The sequence below is a fragment of the Agrobacterium sp. rho-13.3 genome (genome assembly GCF_033957765.2).
Lineage (GTDB): Bacteria > Pseudomonadota > Alphaproteobacteria > Rhizobiales > Rhizobiaceae > Agrobacterium.
Genome location: NZ_CP192776.1, coordinates 205390 through 218971 on the forward strand (window position 1 = coordinate 205390; position 13582 = coordinate 218971).

A 13582-nucleotide genomic window follows, 5' to 3' on the forward strand; every position below is an offset into this window, starting at 1 on the left:
GGATTGAGCCTTGTCGAAAACAATACCGAATGAAGCGCGGCGACCTTTGGTCGCCGCTGCTTTAAGGACGACACGTAGCGCGTTCACATCAGTGGCAGTCCTCAGCGCCTTCACCAATATCCTTATGCTGACCGGCCCGCTATTCATGATGCAGGTCTATGACAGGGTCCTGTCCAGCCGGAGCGTGCCGACACTTGTTGCGCTGTCGGTTCTGGCGATTACCCTATACGCCTTTCTTGGCATTCTTGAATTGATCCGCGCGCGAATTCTCTCACGCATCGGCGAGCGGATAGAAGAACAGTTGGGTGGCCCGACCTTCGATGCGGTCATGCTTCTGCCGTTGAGAATGTCAAAAAAAGAGGCCGTCTCGCAGCCGATCAGAGATCTTGAGCAGATGCGGCAGTTTATGGGCGGTCCAGGCCCCGTCGCGATGTGCGACATGCCATGGTTGCCACTCTACATCGGCATCTTGTTTCTGTTTCACGCATATCTGGGCTGGCTGGCCATTGCGGGCGCCATTGTACTGATTGCACTGACGCTCCTCAGCGAGGTTGTGCTGCGTGATCCGACCCGGCGCGTATCGCAACTGGCGTCTGCTCGTGCAGAGTTTGTTGAAGCCGGGCGACGTAACGCCGAAGCCCTGCATTCGATGGGTATGAAAACCGCCTATACGCGCAAATGGTACGACACGAATGGGCCCTATCTTGAAGAACAGCGACGGGCGAGCGATGCAACGGGCAGCTTTTCAACGTTTTCGAAGATATTCCGTTTGGCGCTTCAGTCGGCTGTTTTAGCCCTTGGTGCTTGGCTTGCTATCCGCCAACTCGCATCTCCGGGGGCGATGATCGCGTCATCGATATTGACGTCTCGAGCGCTTGCACCCATCGAACAGGCTATTGGACAATGGCGCAGCTTCATCAACTTCAGGCAGGCGAAAGGGCGACTGACCCAATTGCTGGAGAAGACGTCTGTCGACCAGGACAAGATGTCGTTGCCCGCGCCGTCAAAGGCGATTTCAGTGTCGAATGTTTCAGTCGTCGCACCCGGCAATCAGAATGCTACGGTTCGTGATGTGACCTTTTCACTGATGGCTGGTCAGGGTGTTGGTATCATTGGTCCAAGCGGTTGTGGAAAATCGACGCTGGTTCGTGCTCTGGTGGGCATATGGCCACCGGCACGCGGCACTGTGAGGCTGGACGGAGCTGAACTGGATCAGTGGCATCCAGAAGCCCTTGGCACATCGATCGGTTACCTGCCGCAAGGTGTCGAGTTGTTCGACGGCACGATTGCTGAAAACATCAGTCGGTTTGCGGCGTCGCCCAACCCGAGCGATATCATCGAAGCCGCATTGCAGGCAGACGTCCATGAACTAATCCTGTCTATGCCGGATGGATACGACACACGCATTGGCAATAGTGGCGCTGCTCTCTCAGCAGGCCAGCGCCAACGTATCGGGCTTGCGCGAGCACTTTACGGCTACCCGTTTTTGATCGTCCTAGATGAGCCCAATGCCAATCTTGATGCCGAAGGCGAGATGGCGCTGAACAATGCGATTATAGCGGCAAGACAAAGAGGCGCTATCGTCGTCATCGTGGCCCACAGACCAAACGCTCTTTCAGCGGTCGACCATGTGCTTGTCCTTTCTCAAGGCGCCATGATGGCATTCGGGCCTCGTGACGAAGTGCTTCGTAAGACGACAATGCGTGCAGTATCGGAAAAAGCATGAATTCCACCAACACGACCGCAGCCAGTCGATCTATTCGGCTTTACACGTTGGCAGGAGTTGTGACGCTTGCAGTGATGGTCGCAGGGGTTGGCGGCTGGGCGGCCACAGCCAATTTGTCTGGTGCGGTTATCGGAACCGGCACTGTCGTAGTCGATGGCAACGTCAAACGTATCCAGCATCGCGAGGGCGGCATCGTCGGAGACATCCTTGTTCGCAATGGCGCCTTGGTGAAGGCTGGCGATCTGCTGATCCGACTGGATGAAACCGTCACGCGGGCTAATCTCGCGATGGTGTCCAAGCAGATCAATCAGTTGAGCGCGCGTAGACTTCGGCTTGTCTCAGAAAGCAACGATGCATCTGAAATGACGCTCACCGATCAGCAGGCTGGACAGCAAGAAGATGCGATAACAGATGTTTATATCGACGCCGAGAAGGCCCTGTTTACGGCTCGGAAACGAACAATCGATGGCCAAAAGGCGCAGCTGCGGCAACGCATCGATCAGATTAGGCAAGAGAACGGAGGCCTACTGGTCCGAAAGAATGCCAAGGAAGAAGAGCTGTCGTGGATCGGCCAAGAGCTTGTCCGCGTCAGGAGTTTATCCGATCAACAACTGATACAGTTCAACCGACTGGCAGAACTGGAACGGGTACGAGCGCAGCTCGATGGGGAGCGGGGCCAGTTGATATCGGAAATTGCCCGAACGGCTGCACGGGTGACCGAAACGGAGCTACAAATCCTTCAGCTCGATCAGGACCGTCTGGCCGAGGTTCTCACGGAACTACGTGATGTCGACAACAAACTGGCTGAACTTGATGAGCAGAAAGTCACCGCACAAGACCAGCTAAAACGGGTCGATATACGCTCGCCGCAAGATGGAATTGTGCATGAACTTGCAGTGCACACGCTTGGTGGCGTCATTGCACCCGGAGAAACGGTCATGCAGATCGTGCCCGTCAATGACCGCCTGGTCGTCGAAGCGCGTATTCAGTCCGCCGACATCGATCAGTTGCACGTGGGGCAGCAGGCGGTGCTTCGGTTTTCGGCCTTCAATCAGCGCACAACGCCGGAGATAGCGGGGCAGATCAAGACGGTTGGAGCTGACCTCGTTCACAATCCGCAAACCGGTGAAAGCTGGTACACGGCACGCATCCAAATTGAGCCTGAAGAGATGTCGAAGCTGGGGACTCTAAACCTTCTGGCAGGGATGCCGGTAGAAGCATTTATAAAAACCACCGAAAGAACTGCGTTGTCTTATTTGACCAAGCCGCTCGCTGACCAGATCAACAAGGCAATGAGAGAAGACTGAAAATAAAAGCAGCGTCCTAAAGTTTTCCTTATCGCGCTCTGCGCTGCAATCGATGCGAAATCCCATCGAGCGTCACGGATTAAGCTATTGACCTATGTGTGATAAATGACAATCATATACAGACCGGTCGGTGATGCACCGGTGTAGGGATGGCCTACGGTCTCGACTCGCCGCGGGGCAACTGGCCAATGAACCTATCGAACAGCGCCAGATCATAGCGATGTGGGTCGTCCTTCGTCGCGATCGGCGGAAGCGTTTGCGGCAAATCCCAGACCAACCTCTCCGGCATCACCTCCGCGATCGTCTCATACCACCGCACCAGTGAGCTGTGCAGCCGAAGATGCAGCCCGAAATTCGGCCGCGGCCTGGCGGTGTCACCATCCCGCTGCTTTTGGGCTACCAGAGGATCTATCCTCTTGAATAGGTAGCGATCTGCAAACCCCAGCCGTCGATTGCGGATCGCTTCGCGGGTAAACGCCAATTGGGCAAGCCATTCGGCCTCGGGCGCTTCGCCAATCTGCCACAGCGCCCACGAGAAATGCAGTTTCAGTGGATCTGTGTCGCAAACGGCAAGAGCTTCGGCCGCCTCCATCGCGACAGCGTCGGACCATCGTTTTGCATTCCACTCCGTCCAGAGACGGGCAGCTTCACTGGGATCAGCATGCCGGTCCGGCCGCTTCTCCGGGTAGGGGTCAAAACAAGAGCAGTCCGAAATCGTACGCTAAGGCCGAACGAAGCATGAACAATGCCATAGCTCGGATTTGGGGCGTTCGATCTCTGTGGATTGCCATCGACATGCGCCAGTTTTGATTTCGCTGTTCCGCCCGACTCGACGACGCTCAGCGCAGGTTGGTCATGGATGGAGTCAGGCAATGGCAAAGCGCAAGCTTCTCAAAGATCAAGATCGTCGAAAGCTTATCGACATACCAGTCGACGAGGCCAGCCTGATCCGACACTATTCGTTGTCATTGGCGGATCGCTTGGAGATCGAACTGCGGAGACGTAATCACAACCGGCTCGGCTTTGCCATTCAGCTATGTCTGATGCGATACCCGGGTCGAGTGCTGGGGGCAGAAGAAATTCCGCCACGCGCCATGCTGAGATTTGTTGCTGATCAGATCGGCGTCGCCCCGGAAGCATTTGCGCTCTACGCACGTCGTGAAGAAACCCGGCGCGATCACACAGCACGCTCGATGATGTATCTGGATACTAGAAGCGCGACGCTACAAGATCGCCGCGCCGCGTTGTTGGCGGCAATTCATGCGTCGACCACGTCCGACGACGGTGCTGCGATAGTCAGTTCAATTGTCGCCGCGTTTCGTGAACGCGGAACTCTTCTCCCGGCGATCGACACGATCGAACGGATTGGCCTTGCCGGCCGTGCGATAGCTCGCCGACGGGCAGAGACAACTCTGATTAAAGACGTTCCGCACGATACGCTCCGATCGTTGGATAGGCTGTTAGAAGTTGACCCGTCTATCGGCCAGACGCGCTTTCACTGGCTACGCTCGGCGCCAGAAGCGCCTGGTGCATCGAATCTGGTCGCGTTGACCGAGCGGATAGCCTTTTTGCGGCGGCTGGAGATCGATCCGACGTTGCAAGCGCGCATAGCCGCGGAACGGTGGGACCAGATGATCCGGGAGGGTAACGCAACCCCAGCCTGGCTTGCCAACGACTTCAATGCCAGCCGTCGCCACGCTTTGATCGTGGCTCAAATCATCAAGCTTAGCCAGAAGCTCACGGACGATGCGGTGACGATGTTTATCAAGCTGATGGGTAAGTTGTTCTCGCAAGCCAACAACCGAAGGAAGCAGCGACAGATGGACTGCAGAGCGAACACCGCCAAAGCGCTGCGCATGTTCCTCGATACCATCTCCGCGCTGCAGTCCGCCAACGACGATGGTCGGAATGCATTGGCTGTTCTCGACCAAAGAGTCGGCTGGGACCGACTGCTTCGGATGAAGCCTGAACTTGAGTCGATGGTCGATTACAACGAAGCACCTGCGTTGACCGTAGCAGCCGAACAATATGCGGCCGTCCACAAATACACTGGTGCGTTTCTTCAGGCCTTCACGTTCCGCTCGGCGCGTCGCCACGATCCACTTTTAGCGGCAATTGGACTGCTTAAACGGCTTTATGCCGAAAAGCGGCGGCCACTCCCCGATCGCGTCCCGCTCACCCACCTCAGCCAAACTGATCGACGGCTCATCTTCGAACAGGAAAAACCCGATCGCCGTCTCTACGAGATCGCAACGCTCGCTTCTTTGCGAGACCGGCTTCGATCTGCGGAAATCTGGGTCGATGGCAGCCGATCTTTCCGGCCCATTGATGAGCATCTGATGCCGCGAACAACATTCATCACGATGAAGGACGAAGATCGTCTCGGTTTGGGGGTCCAGAGCGACGGCGCGCAGTGGCTTGCCGAAGCGAGTCAGATGCTCGAGGTCAACCTGCAGCGTCTGGCGCACAGGGCACGATCCGGAAAGCTCGAAGGAGTTCGTCTTGAGGCCGGAACCTTGATAATCACACCAACTGCCAGCGAAATCCCTGTGGCCGCTGAGGCACTGAATGCCGAGATCAGCGATATGTATCCGTTGGTCGAGGTTCCCGACCTGTTAAGGGAAGTGCATGAATGGACCGGCTTTGCGGATCACTTCACGCATGTTCGGACCGGCGACGTCCCAAAAAATGTTTCTGCAATGCTCGCTGGTGTACTGGCCGATGCTACAAACCTTGGCCCTAAACGAATGGCGGGCGCCTCTAAGGGCATTAGCGCTCACCAGATTGGGTGGATGCGCACATTCCACGCCCGATCGGAGACATACCGCACGGCTCAAGCGTGCATCACCGATGCCCACACCCAGCATCCGCATTCGCGCCTTTGGGGCAATGGCACGACGTCATCGTCCGATGGCCAATTCTTCCGTGCGAGCGACCGGGCTGCAAAGCGCGGCGACATCAATTTGCATTACGGTAGCGAGCCCGGATCGAAATTCTATAGCCATCTGTCAGATCAATTCGGCTACTTCAGCATTTTGCTCAGTCCCACCGAGAGCGAGGCGGCGTATGTGCTCGATGGGCTATTCGATCAGGACACTGTCCTCGATATCCATGAACACTTTACCGACACAGGCGGCGCGAGTGATCATATCTTCGGGCTCTTCGCCTTGATCGGAAAGCGGTTCTCACCGCGACTGCGCAATCTCAAAGACCGGAAGTTCCACACGCTAGAAAAGAGCGGTGCATATCCGGCGCTGTCGAACCACATCGGTGCGCCGATCAATACCAGTCTGATCCTCGATCATTGGGACGATCTACTCCATCTCGCGGCGTCGATCACGACGCGGTCCGTGGTGCCGTCTACGATACTCAAGAGGCTGTCTGCGTCGCCTAAGCAAAGCCATCTTGCGAGGGCGCTCCGCGAGCTCGGCCGTATCGAAAGGTCGCTCTTCATGATCGAATGGTACTCAAGTCCGGCACTACGGCGGAGATGCCAAGCCGGTCTCAACAAGGGTGAGGCCGCCCATAAGATGAAACGGGCTGTGTTCTTCCACGAGCGGGGCGAGATCCGCGACCGGTCGTTCGAGAGCCAAGCATTCCGCGCCTCTGGTCTTAACCTCGTCGTCAGTGCAATCGTGCACTGGAATACGGTCTATCTTGATCGCGCGGTCACACAGCTGAAACGAGCGGGACGAGACATTCCTGATACTCTGTTGAAGCACATCTCGCCGCTGAGTTGGGAACATATCAACCTTACAGGCATCTACACCTGGGATGCCGAACATCAGATGTCCAACGGATTTCGACCGCTCCGTCTGCCAGTCGGGCTACGGCGGGTCGCATAAGTTCTCATTCCGTTCGCCCTTAGCGTACGATTTTGCACTGCTCTTGTTCCGACCCCATCTCGAGCGCATTCGCGATGCCATCGATCGGCCAAGTGGCAAACAGCGAACGGTTGAATGAGATTCTGCTTGCAAGCAGAAAAATCACAAACTCTCGACTTTGATGTGTTCCACCAGTGTGGCGAAAAGGCGAATTGGTGTCTTTTGGCAATTAACCGCGAGATTGCGGCGGCCTATCGGCCCATATTATGGAGTGCATCGACACTAGATCTGTTCAGCCTTAGTTGAATAGCCGGATTACGCCAATACTCTCGCGGCGAAGCCGCCCGTCTCCCGGGCACGACCGCAGTGTTTCGTTTCGCATTATCGCGCTCTATTGTCCGGAGCAGGTCCATTGCGTCGGGAACGGGTTGTAAGGATTGTGGACGGGTAAGCGGAGGCTCCCGCAACGTCAGGCTCGGCTGAAGGGGCGGGTTATTGTGCTTTGTCGCTTCCGCCAGGCTGCGAAGATACAGCTCATACTGTCTGCGCAGTTCCCATTGACCGCTGCCAATGCCACCACTGCCATTGCCGTTGCCGTCAATTGGCCCCAGTCCGGAAAGCTTCAATTCGCACAGCCATTGAGGGTCTTCGGGATGGCAGCATGTCGTATCGGTCTGCGTGCATGTTTCCGCCACCAACGGCTTCCACTGGGCGTCGGCGATTCCGGGAGACAACAAAACAAGGCTGGTCAGGAGTGCTTTGATCATTCCGTTAGGGCTTTCTCCGGAGGCTTGTTGCTCGGCGTGAGATCCTGGGTGCCGCCTTTCACCGGCCCTTGGCCTTCGCGCTGCATTTCGCAAACGAGTGGGTCCGAAGCATCCTTACAATCCATCTCGGCCGCGACGAATGTAAAACTGCCAGTCATCGAAAGGAACCCAAGGCTCAGAAATGTGATCCGGATCATTTGCTTGGCCTCGCTGGCTGTGGAGGATCTTTGGCTGTCAGGGCGACCCGCCTGAACCCGAAGGCCACCGGCCGCGCAAAAACCTGATCCATCTTCATGCGCGTAGAGAAGCGCTCGTCATGGCTGACCTGGTTATTTGCGCCGCCGGGCGACGGCGCGGCATTCCCCTGACTCGGTGTGTTTTCGCCTTCAGTCTCTTGCGTGGAGAGGTCGACCTTAAGGCTGTCGCCCCTGTAGCGGTTGATCTCGATCTTTCGCGTCACAAACACCTGTCTGATCAGACTGACGTAAGGCTCGTAGATGTACGTGCCGTTTTTCGTCTCGTTGACCTCTTCGCCGAACGAAACCGCCAGCAGGGCGCGGGCGGTGGTCTCCCGGCAAAGCTTCTTCGGACTTTCCCGGCAGAATGCCAAAAGCAATTCGAGGCCTGCCTGGGCTTGGATCGAATAGGTTTCAGGCGAGGGAATGGATATTTCCTCCGTCTCGCCCGCCTTTCGGCCGAGCGCGACCTGCCACCATGCTGCCTCAGTCTCGACGAAATGCTTGATGCTCAAGCCAGGGAAGGCGGTCAGATAAGGCTCGATCTCACCTCCGGCTGGGGCCGCCATCACGATGGTCTCGGTCAGAACGGGTACCAGTACCTTCGGGTCAGGTGGCGGCGGATTGGTCTGGCGCGCCGCATCGCGAAACTCATACGGCCTTTTTTCGTAGCTTGCCGCCAATGTATCACCGCTGGCGCGCCCGATCTTTATCCCACGCCCTGCAAAGACCACGCTGTTGGGGACCGGCCCGTGTTTCTGACCTGTTTCGGTGAGCTTGAGGGAAAGATAAATGTCACCGACGAACATGTCCTCCTGCGGCGGATAAACCGCCTCAATGCCCAGACGGCCGATCGTGCGGTTCCAAGCCCGTGCGACCTGATCGGTTTCATTCTCTTCAGGACTGCGAAAAGGGTCGATCAGCCAATAAGCTGCCACCGCCACCACGATCGCGGCGATCGTCGGCGTCCAACGAAATAGGGCGGCGCGATCGACCACTGGAACCATCGCGAGGATATCTTCAAGTAAGGTATCCGGCTTCGCCGCCGCTGGCGGATCAGCAGGAGGCTGGGGTGGATTGACGGGCGGCGGCTGAACCAGATCGTTGTTGGGCATCCGATGTCCTCATTTCAACGCCGTGTTGATCGCTGACGTCCGCCGCGCACCGAGCAGGGTAGCCTGCGATCGGGCGAGAATCAGCGTCTGATCCTCATAGGCGCTGTCAAGCTGATAGCGACCAGCGCCGTTGCCAATCAGCGGCGTATAGACGGTGTTTTGTGCCAGCGAAAAACTCTCGGTCAGGCAGAGATTCGGATCAAAGAAGCCGGCTTTCGTCGTATTGGGCGAGGGCAGGGCGGCCTCAGCGAGGTTCGCATTATAAAGAGTGCCGTCAGAACCGAGAAGCGCATTCCAGTGCAGGCGAAGTTTAGTCCCGCTGCCTAACACGGTGACCACATCCTTGTCGTTGCCACCACGGTCGTCGTCAAGTTCTCTTGAAAAGCGCGCTTTGGCATGCAGCGTATGGAGCAGATAACCGATAATATGCAGCATCCACACCAGATCGTAGGATTTCACGTCATCGTCCGCTGCAGAGGACAAAGTTTCCGTGAACTGCCGCAATTGCGTCAGTGCATTCGGCGCGCGGACCGGTGTTTCATCGGCGATGAACGGAATGCCGACATGATGCCAGTAGTCATGCACCAGCTTGTCGCTGTAGCCGGTGTCCTGGCCGGTGATCTTATCTTGCGTATAGGCCGGATCGCGCTTGATGTCGTCGGCAATGCCTGCGTTCCATTGGCCGTATGCCGGATTAGGTATCGTCATGTGATCGATCTTCGACCGCACGGCGGGATCCAAGCGCTGATACGCACAGGCCGCGACCGTCATGTGACCAAGGTCCCACGTAGCCGTCGCCGGTGTGGCGGATGCGGTGAGCGCGGCAACCGCAAGCATGCGAAAAAAACCTTCACAGCCTTACTCCTGAAAGAAATTCTCCGTCATGACTCCGATAACCTCAAGTTGTGCCATTGTCTAGTGACTAGACTACCCGATTACTGGGCCATCTTAAAATGGTTTGTTGATATATTTTGATGAGGAACTAGGGCGTTGTGACCCCACCATCGCCTCTACGTCCACTGGCGAGCGCCGACTTGCAATGACGGGCTGCCGGCCGGCAGTCCTAGTGGTAACACTAGAAGCAATCATATGATGAAACATCCCATCGAGGTTGTCACATCCGAAGAGCGCCGTCGGCGCTGAACACAAGAGGACAAAGAGTGGCTCGGCGCCTTAACCCGCTCACCAAGCTTGGTATGCAACTCGACCGTGCGAACTCTGTCTGCATAGGAATAAAGGAACTACCTCTTGGTGGTCCAAGTTTTAGTCCGCATCCCCCTGGAGACCTGGTCCCCTCACAAGCTGTTTTTCACGACGCCAATCCAGGACTTTCTAGAGTCGATTAGTTTACCGTTCGTGTCTAATTTCCAAGTTGATCGGGTTACGGATCCGCCAGGGTCGTTGTTGCTAACGTTGCCGCCGATTGAGTCACATTGTCCGCTTCCAATTTCGACGACGATGTCAACATGGGAATTGAACATGACCCCCTTCGTCAATGCAGATACCGCTTCCGCGTACGTCTTTGGAACGGACGAGACACTTGAATCCCGGCGAGAGTTCCATATGAGGTCCCCAACCGCAACGCCACTCGCGGCTGGGTCAGTTAACTGAAGCCCGGCATTGGAAGACTTCTGTTTGCGAATCCAGTTGATGTAGACGGAGTGCTTGGCAGACGGCTGGAAGTGTCCGCCTGCATTTGCTTCCTCGAAGCACCAGCTTATGAATGCGCCAGACCACGGCTGCTTCGTCAGTCCATCCCAGGTCGGATGCCCTACGACTTTCCAGTATTCTGTCACTCGGGATCGAAAGCCAGCCTCGTATTCCTCAGCGCCAATCTTCCAGTTGTCGTTCAGTGCTCTGGTCGAGTAACCGAAATAAGCCCATTCGCTGAGGGCGTGATTCACTAGCTCTGTTACAAACGGTGTCATGGTGCCCTCGCTTACTGAAAATCACGATGTTCAGTTGACCACTTTTTGGAGGCAAATCCCGGTTCAGCCTTGAGACCTGCCCTCAAAGTTCTGATCCGCTCGGCGTACTGCTCTTCCCCGATTTCCAGTAGTTTATCGAGCGGTTTCGTGCTCGCCAGAGCGCGTTGCAGGGTCGGAAAGGTGTTGCTGCCGCCGCGTCCGTGATGCAAGATATCGAACGCTACGCAGCATTCTCCTGCGGTCCTGTTGTCAAGGTTCAAGCGCCTGTCGAGACGATCCATATATTGTTGGGCGACGCTAACGCAGTGGTGCACCTGCAGTTGCCTGACCTCTATGTGGTGTGTGGTCCAATGAATTAGCTTGGCCGCCGCGATAATTTCCCGGTCGTCGACAATCTCATCTGCCTGGTTCAAATACTTCTGCAATTTCTGAGTCGAATTGTCGTCCTCAAGCTGTACTTCAGTCATGAGCTCGACCGAGCAGATACGTCGGTTCTCAACAACCAGATTGGGAAAGTATTCCTCCGCTTCTGCTCGCTCCAGCATCGACCTGAGGAATTTTACAAAGTCACCATTTGGAACATGAGCCGCGAACTGAAATGCACCAAAAGTGAATGCGGCGCGGTCGTAAGTGTTCAGTACGATGAAGCTGGAGCGAGATTCCGCTTGCGCTGTTGGAGCCAGGAACTGCGCCCAGAATCCGAATTCTGGATAATTTGTAGGGTCGTATTTGACTTTTGTTATACTGGCATCGTGGTCGTTTTTGAGGCCGACCCTGCCTTGGTAGGACACCTGACGGCCTACGTAGAACTTTGTTCCTCCATTAGCTTTACAATAAAACTCGCGGCCCTCTCTTATGATCGTGAAATCGATAGACACGGCACCCCTCCAATAGAAAGCATTTTTAGGGAAATTATTTCAACTATTCAGGGAGTCAAGTAAGAACGCAACCTTTTATCGGAAATTTTTACTGTTGCCCTACTGCGGCAGTCTTTCTCACCGAGGTCGCTGGGTTTGTCTGAACTGTTTGGGTGGGTTTTCGTCGCTAGCGGCACTCATTTCAGTGACAAGTGGAGAACGGTCATGACCAATTCCTAAACTTGAAAATGGCTTACTTGCAGGCGATTGGTCGCTAACGCCTACTATTCATCTGTTTTCCTGTCTGGCGACCCATCGTACTGCGCATACGCGTCCAGCATCATTTGCGTATAGTCGCTCGTGCTCGAGGTTGTCTCGCCAATACCCGGCCAGTGAAAAGGTATCGTGGACCACATCGATACAAGTTCAATCTCGATTCCCAGTTGCGCTGCTACAATCAAAGCCTGAACCGGCTCTTTGCCCTCCGGCCACAAATCTTCCTCGAGCGCTATGCAGACGTCATTTTCATCATCGACACTAATCAGCGCCTGAAGAGCGCCGAGTCTCTCAGTGATATTTGTGGCGTCGTCAAGCAGAGCGCTTCGGAGTAGAAGAGTGATCTTTTCGCTATTCAGTTCGATTTTGGGTCTGTCATCGACCACACGAAAATCCGGCTCGCCCCTGTCCACGCCGCCGTCAACTTTCACCGGCGGGAGAGACGTCCCATCATCTTCACACCAGAACGCTGTCTCGAATATGTCGAGAGGCGATGCCCCGCACCCCGGGCAATGCCAAAGATTTTTGGCGATTTGGGTGCCGGTGATTTTCCCGTCGCAATGCATGCAAAACCACAGATCTGACTCGTCGCCCCACAGCGGATGGCGGACGATGCCGTTTGAGTCAGGTTTTGTGGACCGGCGGGGCCAATCTGTCGAAATTTCCCCTCGAACCTGGACAGCAAGATCATTCGCCAGACCAAGCGCCTTTTGCAGAAATTCCGGATCAAAGACTGGGCAATGCCTGTCATTTTCAGGCGATGTCTGGACGATCGGTGCGGCGCCAGGGTTTTCGGGAACCTTGATGCTCCACCCGTCTCCTGCCATGATGACGTCGTGGGAAACCACTTGAAGGCGGTATGAATGACCTCCAATTACACCATGTTTGGCCTGTCCGAGGAATTCGAAGCGGCGGGCCATCGCTTCAGCGTTTCCAGTCTGAAAATCTTCCAGCGGAAAGGCTTGTCGAACGAATTCTTCGACACTTGCTATTTGTTCGGGATCGGGTGTCCAATCATTCTTGCTCGCGGAGACGAGTTTTGTCCAATTGGCAAAACCCAGTTTTCCCGCGACTAAATCTAAGGCCTGGACTTGTGTGAGCCCTGTGGCCCGGGCGTATCGTTTTGCAAGATGCTTGATGCTGCTAAGTTTTTTATCGGTCATATCCATATCCTGAAAATGATCCGACCATGTGCCCGCTGATGGCCAGACCATGCCATTTGGCAAGGAATGACACTTATGTGATAAAACGCTGAACTAGCTTTGCGTGGCGGGCACACCGGCCCGCGTATAGGGCCACCCTTTTTATGCCAAGTATGGAGATGACCGTCAAGTCGAGCCGTACTCAAACCCAACGATTTGCAAACGCACGCCGATTACAGAGGGCATTACCAACTCACCTACCTAAGTCACGAGATCAAAGTCGCGTTCACTCTTCTTCCAAACGAAGCACTGGCGGCGCGGCTGAGCTCGGAATGTCTTTTGGTCGATCTGGATCATCAGGCGACGCGGTGTGTGTATGATGAGCGTGCTGATTTTGACGTCAA

Annotated in this window: 10 protein-coding genes; 3 read left to right on the forward strand and 7 right to left on the reverse strand. The window is 55.5% G+C overall.

What is annotated here, in order from left to right; genetic code table 11:
* The first annotated feature begins 10 nt into the window (after positions 1-10).
* The gene (locus tag RMR16_RS24360; RefSeq protein ID WP_320201857.1) at positions 11-1726 is read left to right on the forward strand and encodes a type I secretion system permease/ATPase; all 1716 of its coding nucleotides are present in this window, start codon (positions 11-13) and stop codon (positions 1724-1726) included.
* Entirely contained in the window at positions 1723-3033 is a 1311-nt protein-coding gene (locus RMR16_RS24365) for an HlyD family type I secretion periplasmic adaptor subunit (protein WP_432355552.1), read from the forward strand. The genes RMR16_RS24360 and RMR16_RS24365 overlap by 4 nt, the downstream gene beginning before the upstream one ends.
* Positions 3034-3187: 154 nt before the next feature.
* On the opposite strand, the gene RMR16_RS24370 is transcribed toward RMR16_RS24365, so the two are convergent.
* Positions 3188-3625 (reverse strand): hypothetical protein, encoded by a 438-nt coding sequence (locus RMR16_RS24370; RefSeq protein ID WP_320201859.1) that lies wholly within the window; start codon positions 3623-3625, stop codon positions 3188-3190.
* A gap of 280 nt (positions 3626-3905) precedes the next feature.
* Between RMR16_RS24370 and RMR16_RS24375 the strand changes: the two genes are divergently transcribed.
* The gene (locus RMR16_RS24375) at positions 3906-6878 is read left to right on the forward strand and encodes a Tn3 family transposase (RefSeq protein WP_320202251.1); all 2973 of its coding nucleotides are present in this window, start codon (positions 3906-3908) and stop codon (positions 6876-6878) included.
* Positions 6879-7108: 230 nt separating this feature from the next.
* On the opposite strand, the gene RMR16_RS24380 is transcribed toward RMR16_RS24375, so the two are convergent.
* From RMR16_RS24380 to RMR16_RS24405, 6 genes are all read right to left on the reverse strand, one after another.
* Positions 7109-7624 (reverse strand): hypothetical protein, encoded by a 516-nt coding sequence (locus RMR16_RS24380; protein ID WP_320202097.1) that lies wholly within the window; start codon positions 7622-7624, stop codon positions 7109-7111.
* A gap of 193 nt (positions 7625-7817) precedes the next feature.
* On the reverse strand, positions 7818-8975 hold the full coding sequence (locus RMR16_RS24385) for a hypothetical protein (protein WP_320202098.1): 1158 nt from the start codon (positions 8973-8975) through the stop codon (positions 7818-7820).
* Between the two features lie 9 nt (positions 8976-8984).
* Positions 8985-9812 (reverse strand): S1/P1 nuclease, encoded by an 828-nt coding sequence (locus RMR16_RS24390; protein WP_320202099.1) that lies wholly within the window; start codon positions 9810-9812, stop codon positions 8985-8987.
* 458 nt (positions 9813-10270) lie between these two features.
* Complete coding sequence (locus RMR16_RS24395; protein ID WP_320202100.1) at positions 10271-10903, reverse strand: DUF2272 domain-containing protein; 633 nt, start codon at positions 10901-10903, stop codon at positions 10271-10273.
* Between the two features lie 11 nt (positions 10904-10914).
* Entirely contained in the window at positions 10915-11781 is an 867-nt protein-coding gene (locus tag RMR16_RS24400) for a hypothetical protein (protein ID WP_320202101.1), read from the reverse strand.
* A 263-nt stretch (positions 11782-12044) separates the two neighbouring features.
* Positions 12045-13199: a hypothetical protein gene (locus tag RMR16_RS24405; RefSeq protein ID WP_320202102.1), complete on the reverse strand. Its 1155-nt coding sequence runs from the start codon at positions 13197-13199 to the stop codon at positions 12045-12047.
* Positions 13200-13582 lie beyond the last annotated feature (383 nt).